13 protein-coding genes and 1 pseudogene are annotated in these 16,921 nt (G+C 59.4%); 8 read left to right on the top strand and 6 right to left on the bottom strand.

The annotated features are described in order from the left end of the window. A pseudogene (locus AAC035_RS07745) lies at nt 1–345 on the top strand (hypothetical protein); the annotation flags it as partial. Between the two features lie 126 nt (nt 346–471). Here AAC035_RS07745 and AAC035_RS07740 read toward each other — a convergent pair. From AAC035_RS07740 to AAC035_RS07720, 5 genes are all read right to left on the bottom strand, one after another. Beyond that, nucleotides 472–2,961 (bottom strand): MMPL family transporter, encoded by a 2,490-nt coding sequence (locus tag AAC035_RS07740; protein WP_339802133.1) that lies wholly within the window; start codon nt 2,959–2,961, stop codon nt 472–474. Nucleotides 2,962–3,040: 79 nt separating this feature from the next. After that, nucleotides 3,041–4,261, bottom strand: a complete 1,221-nt coding sequence (locus tag AAC035_RS07735) for a methyl-accepting chemotaxis protein (protein WP_339802130.1) — start codon at nt 4,259–4,261, stop codon at nt 3,041–3,043. 190 nt (nt 4,262–4,451) lie between these two features. Then, the gene (lipA, locus tag AAC035_RS07730) at nt 4,452–5,492 is read right to left on the bottom strand and encodes a lipoyl synthase (protein ID WP_339802127.1); all 1,041 of its coding nucleotides are present in this window, start codon (nt 5,490–5,492) and stop codon (nt 4,452–4,454) included. A 123-nt stretch (nt 5,493–5,615) separates the two neighbouring features. Continuing rightward, the gene (gene glpD / locus AAC035_RS07725; RefSeq protein WP_339802124.1) at nt 5,616–7,139 is read right to left on the bottom strand and encodes a glycerol-3-phosphate dehydrogenase; all 1,524 of its coding nucleotides are present in this window, start codon (nt 7,137–7,139) and stop codon (nt 5,616–5,618) included. Between the two features lie 114 nt (nt 7,140–7,253). Further along, the gene (locus tag AAC035_RS07720) at nt 7,254–8,012 is read right to left on the bottom strand and encodes a DeoR/GlpR family transcriptional regulator (RefSeq protein WP_339802121.1); all 759 of its coding nucleotides are present in this window, start codon (nt 8,010–8,012) and stop codon (nt 7,254–7,256) included. 353 nt (nt 8,013–8,365) lie between these two features. On the opposite strand from AAC035_RS07720, the gene AAC035_RS07715 reads away from it, so the two are divergent. From AAC035_RS07715 to AAC035_RS07690, 6 genes are all read left to right on the top strand, one after another. Continuing rightward, the gene (locus AAC035_RS07715; protein ID WP_339802118.1) at nt 8,366–9,460 is read left to right on the top strand and encodes an ABC transporter ATP-binding protein; all 1,095 of its coding nucleotides are present in this window, start codon (nt 8,366–8,368) and stop codon (nt 9,458–9,460) included. Beyond that, nucleotides 9,453–10,565 carry an ABC transporter ATP-binding protein gene (locus AAC035_RS07710; RefSeq protein WP_339802115.1) on the top strand — a complete coding sequence of 371 codons (1,113 nt, stop codon included), beginning with the start codon at nt 9,453–9,455 and terminating at the stop codon, nt 10,563–10,565. Before AAC035_RS07715 ends, AAC035_RS07710 begins: the two co-directional genes overlap by 8 nt. Further along, nucleotides 10,562–11,428: a sugar ABC transporter permease gene (locus AAC035_RS07705; protein ID WP_339802112.1), complete on the top strand. Its 867-nt coding sequence runs from the start codon at nt 10,562–10,564 to the stop codon at nt 11,426–11,428. Before AAC035_RS07710 ends, AAC035_RS07705 begins: the two co-directional genes overlap by 4 nt. Before the next feature lie 3 nt (nt 11,429–11,431). Beyond that, nucleotides 11,432–12,247, top strand: coding sequence for a carbohydrate ABC transporter permease (locus AAC035_RS07700; protein WP_339802109.1), 816 nt, complete (start codon nt 11,432–11,434; stop codon nt 12,245–12,247). Between the two features lie 18 nt (nt 12,248–12,265). Beyond that, on the top strand, nt 12,266–12,541 hold the full coding sequence (locus AAC035_RS07695) for a DUF2160 domain-containing protein (protein ID WP_339802136.1): 276 nt from the start codon (nt 12,266–12,268) through the stop codon (nt 12,539–12,541). A gap of 204 nt (nt 12,542–12,745) precedes the next feature. Further along, nucleotides 12,746–14,491 carry an ABC transporter substrate-binding protein gene (locus AAC035_RS07690; protein WP_339802106.1) on the top strand — a complete coding sequence of 582 codons (1,746 nt, stop codon included), beginning with the start codon at nt 12,746–12,748 and terminating at the stop codon, nt 14,489–14,491. Nucleotides 14,492–14,556: 65 nt separating this feature from the next. Here the strand turns inward: AAC035_RS07690 and AAC035_RS07685 are convergent, their stop codons facing one another. Further along, on the bottom strand, nt 14,557–15,831 hold the full coding sequence (locus AAC035_RS07685; RefSeq protein ID WP_339802103.1) for an aminotransferase class I/II-fold pyridoxal phosphate-dependent enzyme: 1,275 nt from the start codon (nt 15,829–15,831) through the stop codon (nt 14,557–14,559). Between the two features lie 69 nt (nt 15,832–15,900). On the opposite strand from AAC035_RS07685, the gene AAC035_RS07680 reads away from it, so the two are divergent. After that, nucleotides 15,901–16,921: peptide ABC transporter substrate-binding protein (locus AAC035_RS07680; protein ID WP_339802100.1), on the top strand; the 1,021-nt coding region annotated here is incomplete at its 3' end.

The following is a 16,921-nucleotide window of genomic DNA, read 5'->3' as shown; positions in this document are numbered from 1 at the left end:
TATTTGCAGGTCACGCGGGAAGGCCATGTGGACTTCATGTACGATATCCGCCTGACTGAAAACACCATGCCCGGATTTGTTTACGCTGAACTCAAACGCGATCCGGACAAACCGGAAGTGCTCTACCGTGCGGAGGTGTTCCTGCGCCGGGGTGGTCGTTCCTACGATATTTACGGCTACGATGAGCATGACATCATCAAGGACATTATCGATCAGTTCGAGAACTACCTGCACTTCCTGCATATCTCACCGGGCAAATTGCCCTGGGATATGGCGGAGCACGATGAGATGCTGGCGCCGGTGGAAGGCTATGAGGCGGGCAAGGGCGAAGCCGGCAAGAGTTGAGCCCTGCTGATAGCGGTCAAGCGTTGACTATGGCGCGTTGACTGGAAAAACCGGCGCAGGCGACCAGAGCCTGCGCCGTTTTTTTTTCGAGGCATTTTCAGTGTCCGTGATGTTGCGAAACCGGCGCTACTGTCCTTCGGGTTTGCCGAAAGGCTGTGTCAGCAGAATCAGTTTGGGCAGCAGCGTCAGCGCGCCCAGCAGTGCCATAAACATGGCAAAGCCGGTGAACAGACCGAAGTAGATGGTGGGAATGAAGTTCGACAGCACCAGAATCGAGAATCCGATGATGATAGTCAGTGTGGTGTAGGACATGGCGCGGCCGATGCTGCTGTGGCAGCGATGCATGGTGGCTACGTAATCCCGGTCCTTCCGGAACTCCACCTTGAACCGGTGGATGTAATGGATGGTGTCGTCCACCGCGATACCCACCGTAATGGCCGCCACGGTGATGGTCATCATGTCCAGTGGAATGCCCAGCCAGCCCATCAGGCCCAGTACTGAGCCCGCGGCCAACAGGTTCGGTGCCAGTCCTACAAGTGCCAGCTTGAGGGAACGGAACAGCAACAGGAACATCAGGGCAATGGCCAGAAAAACGACACCCAGGCTGCGAATCTGGGAGTCGAACAGGCTTTGCAGCATGTTGCTGTACATCACGGTCATGCCGGCCAGCAGAACCTGATCATCGTCGAAGCCCAGCTCTTCGGTCAGGTGCCGGTGAATCTCATCCAGCAGTTGCTGGCGGCGCAGATCCGGCAGCGAATCCAGCAGTCGAATGCTGAAGCGGGCCTGCTGGTGCTCCTCTGAAATATAGGGGGTGAGCAGAAGTTCCTGCAGATCATCGGGTACGAACGCGGGCACAAACGCCATTTCCAGGGCATTCAAAGGCTCGCCACCGTTGACCCTGGCCAGCAGCCGCAATGTGGTGGTGACCGACATGACCTTACCGGTTTCCGGCAGGCTGTCCAGGTAGTTGTGAACCTGCTCGAGCCGGTTCATCTTCTGCCAGGTAAACCAGGTGTCCCTGACATCTTCGTCGCCGCAGTCGTCGTCCATGAACGGGTCACAGTCGCTGGCAAAGGGATCGCCCCCTCCCGGCTCTGGCCGGTCCTTGTCGGTAATCACAACATCCAGGGGCGTGGTTCCGCCCAGACGCTGGTCAATCACCAGCATACCCTGGTGAATTTCCGTGCTGGATTTGAAATAGTCGATAAAGCTGTTTTCCACCGACAGCCGGGTCAGACCCACCACACACAGCACCGCCAGTACACCGGCGCCAACCAGCACGCCACTGCCGTGGTTTTCGGTCAGTCTCGCCCAGGTATCGGTGAGCGGGGTTCGGTTCGAGCGGACCCGGGTGTCCACCGGCGGTGGCAGCAGTGTCAGCAGCACCGGAAACACCAGGAAACTGATCACAAAGGCGGTAGCCAGTCCCATGGTCATCATCCAGCCGAAATCAATCACCGGGCGGATGTCGCTGAGGGTCAGTGACCCGAACGCCACCATGGTGGTGATGGCCATAAAGAAGCAGGGTCTGACCATGGCCTGCAGGGTCTGGCGCAAGGTGTCGGCCGGAGCGGCTTCGGGGTCATCGTGCTGGTATTCCCGGTATCGCACGATCAGGTGAATGGTCAGCGACAGGGTCATGATCAGCAGCAACGAGATAACGTTTGAGGAAATCACGGTCACCGGCCACTGCATCCAGCCCAGAAAACCCATGGTCAGCCACACCGTAAATCCGCAGCATAGAAGCGGCACCACTACCCAGCGCCACTGCCGGAAAATCACGGCCAGGGTCAGCAGCAGAAAAATCAGAACGCCGGTGCCAAAGGTGGTCAGGTCACTGGCCACAAACCGGATCATGTCGGAGGCGATCATCGGTACGCCACCCAGATGAATTTCAGCGCGGTCCCGGTAGCGCTCAAGAATCGCGCGAACCTCGGCGATGGTCTGTTCCTGAATTCCGGTCTGCTCACTGACCAGAGCCTGAAACTCGTCTGACACCTGGGCCAGTGTGCGGCGTTCTTCCTCCGAAAGACTGCTGTCCCGGGCTTTGTCCCGAAGCTCGTTACGGCTGAACAGCAACTCGAAATACCGCTCCGGGGTCGGCAGGTTCAGCTGAATGGCGGTGGTCTCGCCATCCTCACTGATCAGCAGGTTGGGGTAGAGCGGATTGTCCAGCAAGGCGTCGCGGGCATCGGCCAGTGTAACCTCGTCGCCGTCGAGCGTCCGTATCTCCGAATCCACCGTGTCCAGGGTCAGATCCGGGCTATGCAGCAGCGGTACGTTGAGAATGCTGTTAGTGGAACCAACCCGGTCGAGCTGTTCCAGCTCATCCCGCAGCTGCCTCAGGGTATCGATGCTGGCTTTATCAAACAGCGGCTGGTTCGGGGTGAAGGTGACAATCAGAAAGTCGTCAGATGTCACAAATCGCTGGTTGATGGTGCGGTAGTCGGCCAGCGCGCTATCGTTTTCCAGCACCAGGGTTTCGGCCGAGGCATCCAGCCGGAACTGGTCCAGCCTGATGCTGACCAGCACCAGAACCAGGGCAAAAACGGCGAGTGTCAGCCAGGGGTTACGGAGAATCAGCCGATCGTATAACCGGAACAGGGGGGACATGACGAGTCAGCACTCCAGGCGCATAAATGAGCCCGAAGTCTGCCATATTTTCACGGATTTTGTGAGCCAGGCTGGCTTTTCAGCGCACGCTGACCCGCCGGGAGACCTCTTCCAGGGAATCGATCAGCTTCTTCAGGCGCTCACTCATCTCTGCACTGGCGACCAGCTCAGTCACCATGTTCTGGGTGGTTTCGCGGATACCCTGAACGTCTGCCAGCACCTGGTCAGTGGACCGGGTCTGATCTGCAGACACGTTGGCAATTTCCTCATTGGTGGTGTCTATGCGCGACACCATGCCCTTGATGTCGTCCAGGGCCTGGCGCCCCTCCAGCGCTTCGGAGACGCATCGGGTGGCGCTTTCGGAGCTGCCGGTCATCTGTCTGACGGCTGCCTCCATGGCCTGCAACAGCCGGTCAATGGTGCTCTGGATCTGGTCAGTGGAATCCTGAACCCGCTGGGCGAGCTTGCGAACCTCATCGGCCACCACGGCAAAGCCGCGGCCCTGGTCACCGGCCCGGGCGGCCTCAATGGCGGCATTCAGCGCCAGCAGGTTGGTCTGCTCGGCAATGCCCTTGATCTCGGTTACCGCCTGGCGGATTTCCTGGCTGTTGTCCGACAGGGCGCGGACCGAATCCGCTGAGGTTTCAATGGCGCCGGCCAGGCTCTGAATGGACTCGGCACTGCGGGCGACGCGGTCACTGCCGTCGGCAGCCGCACGGTTGGCTTCGTGTGACAGGGTCTTGGCAATACCGGCCTGTTCCGCAATACCGATGAAACTCTGCAGCATGGCTTCGACGGTTTCCGCCGAGCGATCGGCACCCGCTTGCTGGCGTTGCAGCTCATCCCGGCGGGATGCGGCGGCTGCGCTGAGCTCTCTGACTTCTTCGTGGAGTCGGGCAATGGCTTCCAGCATGCCTTTGACCACGTCGCCGGTGCGGGTTTGCATGGCATTGAAGGCTGCCGCCATTTCACCGATTTCGTCGGTGGAGTTCACCAGGGCGCGTTCGCTGAGATTGCCTGACTGCTGGACCGATACCATGGTTTTCTTGAGTCGATTGACATGGCGTTCAATAAACGAGATCAGCAACTGGGAGCCGGCCATTTCCAGCGCCATCAGCACCGCCACCATGCCGGCATAGGCGGGTGCGGTCTGGAAAAACACGTCCCGGAAAGACTGGCCGGTCAGATCGGCGGTGTAATGCATGGCGAACAGCACCAGCAGGCACATCACCACAAATACCAGAATGTTCAGCAGCCAGAACTTGAATTTAAGACGTGCGTTTTTGAGCAGACTCAGCATGGGAAACCTGTTGTTAGGGATCGTAACCACACGGGCGGGCAAAGATGGTGCCCGCACCAGACTGACCTTACGAAGTCTGAAGATAGCAGTCCCGGGGCTGGGAATCCTTGCCCCGGATCAGTTAATTGCAGCGATTTGACAAAGTCTTACGAAATACCCACAAGCGGTTACCCGCAACACCATCAGGGTATCAATCCACCTGCTGTACCGGAATCATGCTGGCGTCGGGCTGCTTCGGAACCGCCGGTACGGCGAGACCAAGATTGTTCTTTTCGAACACCCGGTCAGCACGATAGCTGGATCGCACCATGGGGCCCGAGGGCACTTCCATAAAGCCTTTTTCAAGGCCGATGTCGCGGAAGCGATTGAACTCTTCCGGGGTCACATAGCGTTCAACCGGCAGGTGATTCGGGGTAGGGCGCAGGTACTGGCCCAGAGTGAGAATATCGACCCCGGCGGCGAGCAGGTCGTCCATGGTTTCGAGGATTTCTTCCTCGGTTTCACCAAGACCCAGCATCAGGCTGGTTTTGGTCAGGACGTCCGGGCGATAGCGTTTGGCGTGGGCCAGCACGCTGAGGGTTTTCTCATAACCGGCCCGGGGATCCCGTACCCGGTGCGTCAGGCGTTTCACGGTTTCCACATTCTGGGCAAAGACGTCCAGCCCGGAATCCACCACCCGCTCAACGTGAGGCATTACTGCGTCAAAATCCGGGGTCAGGGCCTCAACGGCCACTTCCGGGGTGCGGGTCTTGATGGCGGCGACACAGGCCGCGTAATGGGCGGCGCCGCCATCCGGCAGATCGTCCCGATCCACCGAGGTCAATACGATGTAGCGCAGCCCCATCAGCTCTACGGATTTGGCGGTATTCTCCGGTTCGTCCTGATCAAGCCAGCCTTTGGGATTGCCGGTATCCACTGCGCAGAACTTGCAGGCGCGGGTACACACGGAACCCATCACCATAATGGTGGCGGTACCGTTATTCCAGCATTCCCCGATATTGGGGCAATGAGACTCCTGGCACACCGTGCTCAGCCGGTGGTCCTTCACATTGCGCTTTACCGCCTCAAATCGCTCGCCCCCGGGCATACGGGCACGAAGCCAGCGGGGTTTGCGCTCCACCGGTGTGTCAGCGCTGGCGGATTTCTTGACGCCGTCCTTGATGGCGGAAAATCCATGTTCATTGCGGAACTTGGAGCCGCTGACTACGCGGGGTTTGGCGTTGTCGCTCATGGCAACCGGGGTCTCTCTGGAAAAGGTGAATGCGGACCTGTAAAGAGTAAGGCCCCGGACTTGCGGATACAAGCGCCATAGGGGAAATCCCGGTGCCGGCGGCTGTCCCGTTGCAGGTCGGGGTCAGCCGGGAACGTATTGCTGTCGCGCGGTCAGGTCTTCCCGGCTTTCCAGCCAGCGGTCCAGCGCCTCGATTTCCTGCAGGCTGGCATAAAGCCCCTGTTTGGTCCGGCGCCAGAGGATATCCTCCGCAGTCATGGCCCATTCGTGGCGCACCAGATACTGCACCTCCCGTTCATAGAGTGTGCCCAGAAAATGCCTGCCCAACTCCCTGAGGCTGCTGGCGGACCCCAGAATCCGGTAGCTGTCGGTGCCATAGCAGCGAACCAGCCGCGAGGCCAGCAGCTCCGGCAGCCACGGGTAGCGCTGAAGCAGATCGGCCTGCAGGCGGGGCTGACTGCTGAAGTCGCCACCTGGCAATACCGCTTTTCGTGTCCAGTGCCCCCGGGGCTGGGGGAAATACTGGCACAGCCGGTCAGTGGCCGCCTCCGCCAATTTGCGAAAGGTGGTGAGCTTGCCGCCGAACACCGACAGTAGCGGTGTCTTACCATCGGGTGCATCCACCTCAAAGGAATAATCCCTGGAGGCTTTCTGGGCGCTTCCTTCCTCGTCATCCATCAGCGGCCTGACCCCGGAATAGGACCAGACCACGTCCGCCGGTGTCAGCTGGTGACGGAAGTAGTGATTGACGATGTCCAGCAGATAGTGGGTTTCTTCGTCGGAAATACGGGCTTCGGAAGGGTTGCCCTGGTAGTCCACGTCGGTCGTGCCCACCAGCGAGAACTGGTCCTCATAAGGGATGACAAACACAATCCGCTCGTCTTCGTTCTGCAGGATATAGGCTTCATCGTCCCTGTTCAGACGGGGTACCACGATGTGACTGCCCTTCACCATACGGATCATTCTGGGCGCTTTCTGCCCCAGGGTACTGTCAAACAGGCTGCTGACCCAGGGTCCGGCGGCATTGACCAGGGCCTTGCTGCGAACCACCCGGGAGTCGCCGGTGCGGGTGTCCAGCAGGGTAATCTGCCAGTGGTCAGTACCGCGCTCAGCCCGCACGCAACGGGTGCGGGTGAGCACCGTCGCGCCCCGTTCTTGCGCAGCCCTTGCGGTCAGGACCACCAGCCGGGCGTCGTCCACCCAGCCGTCGGAGTATTCGAACCCCCGGGTGATTTCCGGCTTCAGGGGATCCTGCGGCGTAAAGGTGATGGACCGGGAGCCGGGCAGCAACTCCCGTTTGGCAAGGTGATCATAGAGGAACAGCCCGGTGCGGATCATCCAGGCCGGTCTCAGGTGGGGCTGATGAGGCAGTCGAAACCGCATTGGCCACATGATGTGGGGGGCGTTGGCCAGCAAGGCTTCCCGTTCCGCCAGTGCCTGCCGCACCAGACGAAATTCATAATGTTCAAGGTAGCGCAGGCCTCCATGAATCAGTTTGCTGCTGCGGCTGGAGGTGGCCGAGGCGAGATCGTTCATCTCACACAGCAATACGTTCAGGCCCCGGCCGGCGGCATCCATGGCGATCCCCGTGCCGTTCACGCCGCCGCCCACCACGACCACGTCATAGTTCCCTGGTTCGCCGTTCATCAGACCTGTACCTCTTTTCCGGGATGGGTAGGAGGTCAGTATGGAAAAGTGGCAGCTACGCGTAAAGGAAAATAGCGAAAATAAACGAAAATGAGTTTGTGAGACGAAACCAGTTCAGACCACGTGCAGGCTGACCTGGTGCTCCGTCAGCAAGTGGCGGATTTCCTCCGGTGGCGTCCGGTCGGTAAAAACGTGATTGGCCTGGGTAATATTGCCCAGGCGCACCATGGCGTTGCGGCCGAACTTGGTATGGTCCGCTGCCAGCAAGACCTGATTTGAATTACCGATAATGGCCTGGGCGACCCGCACTTCGCGATAGTCGAAATCCAGCAGCGAGCCATCGCTGTGAATGCCGCTGATACCGATGATGCCGAAATCCATACGGAACTGATTGATGAAGTCGCGGGTTGCCTCACCCACGATGCCACCATCCCGGTTACGGACCTCGCCGCCGGCAATGATGATGGTGAAATCCTCCCGGGCGGAGAGAATGGAGGCCACATGCAGGTTGTTGGTAACCACCTGCAGATTGTTCCTGACCAGCAGTGCCCGGGCAATGGTTTCGGTGGTGGTGCCGATATTGATAAACAGCGAGGCGTTGTCCGGAATCATCTCCACGAGAGCGGCGGCGATACGTTCCTTGGCTTCCAGTTCCCTGATCTTGCGGGCCTGATAGGCAGTGTTGACGGTGCTGGAATCAATGCCGGCACCGCCATGGTGACGCCTTACCCGGTTCTGGCTGGCCAGTTCGTTCAGGTCCCGCCGTATGGTCTGGGGGGTAACGCGGAAGTGATCCACCAGCTGTTCGGTGGTGGCAAACCCCTGTTGTCGAATCAGTTCCAGAATCTGGTCCTGCCGGCGGGACTGAGGCATGGCTGCTCCATAGGTTCGTCAACGAAAAGAGAATTGGCCGGTGCAGTATAACGCAGCGCAATTCAGGTCGCTGATATTCAGCCTGTTGCGGTCAGAAAGATGCGGCAGGCCTGCCTGTTTAGTGAACAAATCGCCAAAGTGGCCATGATTGTTTGCGAACATCCCGGCCCTGTACTAGAAACATAAGAAGCCTTCACAGGCATCCGTGATGTTGTCAGGGACATGCAGGACCCTGTTTCCGGATTTTCGGCGCCCAGGCAAATGGCGCCGGCAAGGATCAGATCAGTCTGCAAGACTCAACAGGGACTGCAGGTGGCCCGGTGCCAGCTGCATAAGAACAAGAAGGAAACCGGATGTCGCTGCAACTGGAGAAGCTCTCCCGTGCCGTGGACGGCGTGGACTATATTCGTGATGCGAGCCTGACCTTCGAGGCGGGCTCGTTCAATGTTCTGCTGGGCCGCACCCTGGCAGGAAAAACCTCCCTGATGCGTCTGATGGCCGGTCTGGACCAGCCGGATTGTGGCCGCATTCTCTACAACGGCACGGATGTGACAGGGCAGGGCGTGCGCAAGCGCAACGTCTCCATGGTCTACCAGCAGTTTATCAACTACCCCAATCTGACGGTCTACGAGAACATCGCCTCACCCCTGCGGCTGGCCCGGATGAAAGGGGCAGAGCTCGATCGGCGAGTCCGGGAAACCGCCGCCATGCTGCACATCGACAACCTGTTGTCCCGCTATCCACTTGAGCTCTCCGGTGGCCAGCAACAGCGCACCGCCATGGCCCGGGCACTGGTCAAGGATGCCACCCTGATCCTGTTTGACGAACCGCTGGTGAATCTGGATTACAAACTGCGGGAGGAGCTGCGTTCGGAGCTGCGCCAGCTGTTCCGTGAACGCCAGTGCATAGCCGTCTACGCCACCACCGAAGCCAATGAAGCCCTGGCCCTGGGTGGAACGACCACCCTGTTGCACGAAGCTCGGGTGGTGCAGACCGGACCGGTGGCGGAAGTCTACCGGCGCCCGGTGAACACACTGGCGGCCGAACTGTTCAGCGAACCTCCCATGAACCTGCTGCCGGGTCGGGTACAGGAGCGCAGAGTCAGCTTCGGGCAGGGGGTACATCACGACCTGACCCGTGACCTGGAAGGTCTTGCCGAGGGGGAGTACCTGTTCGGGGTACGCCCGAGTCATGCCAGTCTGGTCCGATCCGGCGACGATGACCTGGCGCTGGATATGGATGTCACCCTGGCTGAAATCAGTGGTTCCGAGACCTTTCTGCACGTCCGCCACCAGACCCTGGATATGGTGGTGCAGGAGCTGGGTATACATGTCCTTGATCCCGGCAATCGTGTGCAGGTCTATCTGCCCATGAACCGGCTGTTCGTGTTTGATCAGCAACAGTTGCTGGTGCACACCCCGGCGGACATGGGAGGTATCCATGGCTGAAATCAGACTGAGCGCCATGGCCCACAGCTATGCAAAGCATCCGGCGGGACCGGAGGATTACGCCATCCGCCAGCTTGACCATGTCTGGGAGCGGGGCGGAGCCTATGCATTGCTGGGCCCTTCCGGCTGCGGCAAGAGCACCATGCTCAACATCATTTCGGGCCTGCTGGAGCCGTCAGAGGGGCAGGTGCTGTTCGACGGCAAACCGGTCAATCATCTGTCACCGCGGGAGCGCAATATTGCCCAGGTATTCCAGTTCCCGGTGGTTTACGACTCCATGACGGTGTTCGACAACCTGGCGTTTCCGCTGCGCAACAGTGGCATGGCAAGGGACCGCATCGGTACCCGGGTAGAGACGGTAGCGGAGGTGCTGGAGCTGACCTCTCTGTTGCCACACAAGGCACGCAATCTGACTGCGGATGAAAAACAGAAAGTGTCCATGGGCCGCGGACTGGTACGGGAGGATGTCTCCGCCATCCTGTTTGACGAGCCACTCACGGTGATCGACCCGCAACTGAAATGGAAGCTGCGCCGCAAGCTCAAGCAGATCCATGAAGAATTCGACATTACCATGATCTATGTGACCCACGATCAGCTGGAGGCTTCCACCTTCGCTGACCGGATTGCAGTGATGTACGAAGGGCGGATTGTCCAGTTCGGTACCCCCACAGAACTGTTCGAGAACCCGAATCATACCTTTGTGGGCTTTTTCATCGGCAGCCCTGGCATGAACCTCATACCGGTGTCCCGATGTGAGGGTGGGGTCCTGTTTGGCGATACCTGTTTTCCGCTCTCCTCTGCACTGATGAAGAGGCTGACCGAAAGCCGCTCTGACAATCTCAGGCTGGGTATCCGCCCGGAGTTCATCGGGCTGGGGGAGGCCGGCCCGGACACCTGCCCCGCCATTGTGGAAGATGTGGAGGACCTGGGCACTTACCAGATCCTGACCGCCCGTCTGGAAGGGCAGGCCCTGAAGGCCCGGCTGCCGGAAGATACCCGGGTAGAGCGTGGCCAAACCGTGCATCTGAATTTCCCGTCCCGCTGGCTGAAGCTGTATGTGGATGAGTATCTGGTGCATGAAGACCCGGTGGAGGCAGCGGTATGAGAAAGATTCCGGACAACCGGGCCTGGTGGCTGGTGCTGCCGGTCCTGCTGCTGGTGGCCTTCTCGGCCCTGGTGCCGCTGATGACGGTGGTTAATTATTCCCTGCAGGATATATTCGGCCCCGGCAGTGCCTACTGGGTGGGTACCGAGTGGTTTCAGGATGTGCTGCGGGATGAAAGATTGCAGGCCTCACTGGTACGGCAATTCGGTTTTTCGGGAGCGGTTCTGGCCATCCAGATACCCCTGGGCATCGGCATCGCGCTGATGATGCCCAGGGGAGGGATAAGGGCCTCCCTTTGCCTGATTCTGCTGGCCATTCCCCTGCTGATTCCCTGGAACGTGGTCGGCACCATCTGGCAGATCTTCGCCCGCGGCGACATTGGCCTGTTCGGCTGGGGGCTCAACCAGCTGGGTTTCAGCTACAACTACACCAATGACCCGGTGGATGCCTGGTTTACCGTGTTGTTGATGGATGTCTGGCACTGGACGCCGCTGGTGGCGCTGCTGTGTTACTCCGGCCTGCGGGCGATACCGGATGCGTTTTACCAGGCGGCGGAAATCGACCGGGCCTCACGGTGGGCGGTGTTTCGCCATATCCAGTTGCCGCGGCTGCGGAATGTACTGGTCATTGCGGTACTGCTGCGGTTCATGGACAGCTTCATGATCTACACCGAACCCTTTGTGCTAACCGGCGGCGGACCTGGCAGCTCCACCACCTTCCTGAGCCAGACCCTGACCACCATGGCGGTGGGGCAGTTCGACCTCGGGCGGGCTGCAGCCTTTTCGCTGGTGTACTTCCTGATTGTGTTGCTGGTGTCCTGGCTGTTCTTCACCGCCATCACCCACATGGACAAGGAGCGTTAGAACATGGCCCTGCGACAAAGGTCCCGTTCCGGTGGTGTTGGCATCACCGTATTTATCATCCTGCTGCTCACCCCCATCTACTGGCTGGTGAACATGTCGTTCAAGACCAACCGCGAGATCCTCAGCGGGCTGACATTGTGGCCACAGGATTTTACTTTCGACAACTACGTGGTGATTTTTACCGACTCCAGCTGGTACTCCGGGTATATCAACTCCATGATCTATGTGCTGATGAATATGGCCATCACCCTGGCGGTGGCACTGCCGGCGGCCTATGCCTTCAGCCGCTACCGGTTCATCGGTGACAAGCACCTGTTCTTCTGGTTGTTGAGCAATCGCATGGCGCCGCCGGCGGTGTTTCTGCTGCCCTTCTTCCAGCTGTATTCCTCTATCGGCCTTTTTGACACCCACATTGCCGTGGCCCTGGCCCACTGTCTGTTCAATGTGCCGCTGGCGGTCTGGATCCTGGAGGGGTTCATGTCCGGCGTACCCCGGGAATACGACGAGACTGCCTATGTTGACGGCTACTCGTTCCCCCGTTTCTTCGTGAAGATATTCATGCCCATGATCCGCTCCGGCATCGGCGTGACCGCGTTCTTTATTTTCATGTTTTCCTGGGTGGAGCTGTTGCTGGCCCGGACTCTTACCTCGGTCAATGCCCAGCCCATCGCTGCCATTATGACGCGAACCATCGGCGCCAGTGGCATTGACTGGGGCGTGCTGGCGGCGGCCGGCGTGCTCACCATTCTGCCTGGCGTGCTGGTGGTCTGGTTTGTGCGCAACCATGTGGCCCGGGGCTTTGCCCTGGGCCGGGTATAGGAGCCGGACAGGATGGACATGCTGGACTGGATGAACTGGACCCGACCTGTTGCCATTTTTTTCAGTGTGATTGCCCTGTTGCTGGTGGTGATGAGTGTCTGGGAAGTCGTGCTGCCCTGTTCCGAGCGCAAGGGGTTTCTGCCCATCGCAACCACACGGGGTGACCGGCTGTTTATCGGGTTACTGTCGGCAGCCTATATCCACCTGATGTGGCTGGGCCTCAGTGAGCTGTCGCTGTGGCTTGCTCTGGGGATATCAGTGGTATGGGGATTGATTTTGCTGAGGTGGGGCTGAGCTCGTCAGCCTCAGACATCGACAACCGGACCGGGAGGGTATGCCTATCGGGATGATCGCGTTACCGCAGTGACGGGGGCGGACGGACAACTGCCCCGTGATGTAAGAGCACCAGACCGGCGGGCCACGGCCACGTCGCGAGCAATAACCACTGTCAGTCTGCAGTTTTTGACTCGACTCTTACACGAACAGACGAGGTTGGATATGTTCAATAACAACAACCGGCCAGGGCTCCTGTTGCTGGGGGCCGCACTGGCGGCACTTGGCCTCGGGTCAGCGACCCTGGCATACGCAGATCAATATGAAGACGCCGCCCGCAAATGGGCCAAGGAATTTTCGACATCCACACTTGATGAGGAGCAGCGGCTTGAGGAACTGTTGTGGTTCGCCAGGTCGGCGGAGCCTTACCGGGGCATGGACATCAACGTGGTGTCGGAAACCATCGCCACCCACGAATACGAAGCCAGCACCCTGGCGACAGCTTTCAAAGAAATTACTGGCATCAACCTGACCCACACCCTGATCCAGGAAGGGGACGTGATCGAAAAACTGCAGACCCAGATGCAGTCGGGCCGCAATATCTACGATGGCTATATCAACGACTCTGATCTGATCGGCACCCACTGGCGTTACGGCAAGGTGGTGCCGGTCTCCGACATGATGGAGAACGAGGCCAAGGATCTGACTCTGCCGACACTGGACCTGGATGATTTCATTGGTCTGGACTTCACCACCGCGCCGGATGGCAAGCTCTACCAGCTGCCCACCCAGCAGTTTGCCAACCTGTACTGGTTCCGCGCCGACTGGTTCGAGCGGGAGGACCTCAAGGAACAGTTCGAGGAGATCTACGGCTATGAGCTGGGGGTGCCGGTGAACTGGTCTGCTTATGAGGATATTGCCGAGTTTTTCTCCGAGCATGTGAAGGAAATCGATGGCAAGCGGGTGTATGGCCACATGGATTACGGCAAAAAGGATCCGTCCCTTGGCTGGCGCTTTACTGATGCCTGGTTCTCCATGGCCGGTGCTGGCGACAAGGGCCTGCCCAACGGCCTGCCGGTGGATGAGTGGGGTATACGGGTGGAGGACTGCCACCCGGTGGGGTCCAGCGTAACCCGTGGCGGCGCGGTCAACGGTCCGGCGGCGGTCTATGCGACCACCAAATACCTGGACTGGATGAAAAAATACGCACCGCCGGAAGCTCAGGGCATGACCTTTTCAGAGGCTGGCCCGGTTCCGGCCCAGGGTAGCATCGCCCAGCAGATCTTCTGGTATACCGCCTTTACCGCCAGCATGGTGGAGGAAGGGCTGCCGGTGGTGAACGAGGATGGCACGCCGAAATGGCGCATGGCTCCATCCCCGCGCGGGCCCTACTGGGAAGAGGGCATGAAGCTGGGTTATCAGGATGTGGGCTCCTGGACCTTCTTCGAGTCCACTCCTGAGGAGCGACGCCTGGCGGCCTGGCTTTATGCCCAGTTTACTGTGGCCAAAACCGTCTCCCTGGAGAAGACCCTGGCCGGCCTGACGCCGATCCGTGAGTCTGATATTAACTCCGACGCCATGACCGAAGCCGCACCACGTCTCGGTGGTCTGGTGGAGTTCTACCGCAGCCCGGCCCGGGTGCAGTGGACGCCCACCGGTACCAACGTGCCGGACTACCCGAAGCTGGCTCAGCTGTGGTGGCAGTATATCTCCCAGGCCGCCAGTGGCGAGGCCACACCCCAGAAAGCGCTGGATGGTCTGGCGGAAGCCCAGGACAGCATCATGATGCGCCTGGAGCGGGCCAATGTGATGGAAACCTGCGGGCCGAAGATGAACGAACCCCGGGATGCCCAGTATTGGCTGGATCAGCCAGGTGCACCCAAGCCCAGGCTCGACAATGAAAAGCCCCAGGGCGAAACCGTGCCCTATGATGAACTGCTGAAAACCTGGCAGGACCAGCGCGAAAGCTGAATGGTGATCGGTAAACGCAAAAGGGGAGGCTAAGGCCTCCCCTTTTGCGTGGTCAGCTTGTGCGCTCAGGCGGCGGAGTTCAGAGCCTGTTCAATGTCGGCAATGATGTCGTCTACATGCTCAATACCGATAGACAGGCGCACCATGTCCTCGCTCACACCGGCGCTTTTCAGCTCCTCAGGATTGAGCTGGCGGTGAGTGGTGGTGGCCGGGTGGCAGGCCAGGGACTTGGCGTCGCCAATGTTAACCAGGCGATAGATCATCTGCAGTGCGTCAATGAACTTTGCGCCGGATTCCAGGCCACCTTCGATACCGAAGCTGAGAATGCCAGAGGCCTTACCGCCACAGATTTTCTTGCAGCTGTGGTTGTAGGGGCTGTCCGGCAGGGCGGCGTATTTGACCCAGGTTACCTTGGGGTGATTCGACAGATATTCCGCCACTTTTTCTGCGTTCTCACAGTGCCGTTCCATTCGCAGGGCCAGGGTTTCCATGCCCTGCATGATCAGGAAGGCATTGAACGGAGACAGCGCCGCGCCGGTCTGGCGCAGGGGAACCACACGACAGCGGCCAATAAAGGCGGCCGGGCCGAGGGCATCGGTGTAGACCACGCCGTGGTAGGAGGGGTCTGGTTCATTCATCATCGGGAAGCGCTTGGCGTTGGCTTTCCAGTCAAATTTGCCGGAATCCACCACTATGCCCGCCACGGTGGTGCCGTGGCCGCCGATGTATTTGGTCAGCGAGTGCACCACGATGTCGGCACCGTGTTCGAAGGGGCGACACAGGAAGGGTGTTGCTACGGTGTTATCGACAATCAGCGGTATACCGTGATCCTTGGCAATGCGGGACCAGGCCTGCAGATCCACCACATTGCCGGCGGGGTTGCCGATGGATTCACAGAACAGGGCACGGGTGTTTTCATCAATGGCGGCAATGACGTTGTCGTAGTCATCGTGTTCCACGAACCGGCACTGGATGCCCTGATTCGGCAGCGAATGAGCGAACAGGTTATAGGTGCCGCCATATAGCTGGCTGGTACTGACAATGTTGGTGCCCACGCTGCAGATGGTTTGCAGTGCGTAGGTGATGGCGGCCATGCCGGAGGCCACCGCGAGTGCGCCAATACCACCTTCCAGCTGAGCCATCCGCTCTTCCAGTACGGCGTTGGTGGGATTCATGATTCGGGTATAGATATTGCCCGGAACCTTGAGATTGAACAGGTCAGCGCCGTGCTGGGTGTCGTCAAAGGTGTAGGACGTGGTCTGGTAAATGGGCGTGGTGGCAGCGTGGGTAGTGGGGTCGCCACTGAAGCCTGCGTGCAGCGCGAGGGTTTCGGGTTTCATGGGGTGTTGCTCCTTTTGCTTTGATGGTGTTGTTATTCGATGTTGCGTATCCGGTTTGAACCACCCGGTATGGCATTGAACGACCGCAAGTATGGCATAGATCGCTGTGAAGGAGGTGGCATCGACACTAACGCTGCTTGTGGTGGTGGCGGATTCGCGTTAGCTTCGTTGGCACTGATTTCATTCATCCTTTTTCAGTGGGTAAGTGCCATGACGAAGCGGAGCTTCGGACCTGTACGGCATCGGTTTTCCGGGATACCGCTGGCATTCCTTGTGATGATGCTGGTGCTGTTAAAAGGTTGCGGCGACACCTCAGAGATCACTGCCGGAGCGGGCGCGGCTGACTCCGTTGATACCGACGTGCCGGAGGCGCGCCTGCAGATCCACCCGGTGACCGGTGAGCCGCTGGCACGGCGCCAGGTACTGGTGCGAGGTAATTCCACGGAACCCGCCTCGCTGGACCCTCATCTGGTGCAGGATGCAGTGGGTGGCGCTATTGTCATCGATCTGTTTGAAGGGCTGACCCGCAGCGGTCCCCGGGGGGATACCGAGCCGGCGCTGGCGGAATCCTGGTCGGTTTCAGAGGACCGTCTGACCTGGACCTTTCAGCTGCGTGGTGACAGCCGCTGGAGTGATGGCACGCCAGTGACAGCCGAGGATGTGGTCTATGGCTGGCAGCGGGCGGTGGATCCGGAGGTGGGGTCCAGTTACGCCTACTATATTGAAACCGCCGGCGTGAAAAACGCGGGGCCCATTATCCGGGGGGACCTGGCGCCGGATAAGCTGGGGGTTCTCGCCAGCAGCGAGTTTACCTTCGAGGTGACGCTGGAAGATCCGGTCAGCTACCTGCCAGATATGACGGTGCATTACACCATGTTTCCTGCCCCCCGCCATGTGGTCGAGCGTTACGGCAGTGACTGGACCAAGCCCGGCAACATGGTGTCCAATGGCGCCTATCAGCTGGACCTGTGGAATATCGGGGAAAAGCTGGAGGTGTCCCGAAATCCTCATTACCGGGAAGACCAGGGCACCATCATCGACCGGGTGGTGTATCTGCCCATCGAGTCCACCACCGCAGAGTTGCAGCGTT

Source organism: uncultured Marinobacter sp., from assembly GCF_963974375.1.
Taxonomy (GTDB): domain Bacteria; phylum Pseudomonadota; class Gammaproteobacteria; order Pseudomonadales; family Oleiphilaceae; genus Marinobacter.
This window is presented reverse-complemented; position numbering and strand designations above follow the sequence as displayed.

What these genes read in the sequence shown, in the direction of transcription:
- AAC035_RS07720 (WP_339802121.1), bottom strand. Translation starts at nt 8,012, where the DNA reads ATGCCTCAGTCCCGCCGGCAGGACCAGATTCTGGAACTGATTCGACAA.
- AAC035_RS07700 (WP_339802109.1), top strand. Translation starts at nt 11,432, where the DNA reads ATGGCCCTGCGACAAAGGTCCCGTTCCGGTGGTGTTGGCATCACCGTA.
- AAC035_RS07710 (WP_339802115.1), top strand. Translation starts at nt 9,453, where the DNA reads ATGGCTGAAATCAGACTGAGCGCCATGGCCCACAGCTATGCAAAGCAT.
- glpD (WP_339802124.1), bottom strand. Translation starts at nt 7,139, where the DNA reads ATGAACGGCGAACCAGGGAACTATGACGTGGTCGTGGTGGGCGGCGGC.
- AAC035_RS07740 (WP_339802133.1), bottom strand. Translation starts at nt 2,961, where the DNA reads ATGTCCCCCCTGTTCCGGTTATACGATCGGCTGATTCTCCGTAACCCC.
- AAC035_RS07695 (WP_339802136.1), top strand. Translation starts at nt 12,266, where the DNA reads ATGCTGGACTGGATGAACTGGACCCGACCTGTTGCCATTTTTTTCAGT.
- AAC035_RS07715 (WP_339802118.1), top strand. Translation starts at nt 8,366, where the DNA reads ATGTCGCTGCAACTGGAGAAGCTCTCCCGTGCCGTGGACGGCGTGGAC.
- AAC035_RS07685 (WP_339802103.1), bottom strand. Translation starts at nt 15,831, where the DNA reads ATGAAACCCGAAACCCTCGCGCTGCACGCAGGCTTCAGTGGCGACCCC.
- AAC035_RS07735 (WP_339802130.1), bottom strand. Translation starts at nt 4,261, where the DNA reads ATGCTGAGTCTGCTCAAAAACGCACGTCTTAAATTCAAGTTCTGGCTG.
- lipA (WP_339802127.1), bottom strand. Translation starts at nt 5,492, where the DNA reads ATGAGCGACAACGCCAAACCCCGCGTAGTCAGCGGCTCCAAGTTCCGC.
- AAC035_RS07705 (WP_339802112.1), top strand. Translation starts at nt 10,562, where the DNA reads ATGAGAAAGATTCCGGACAACCGGGCCTGGTGGCTGGTGCTGCCGGTC.
- AAC035_RS07690 (WP_339802106.1), top strand. Translation starts at nt 12,746, where the DNA reads ATGTTCAATAACAACAACCGGCCAGGGCTCCTGTTGCTGGGGGCCGCA.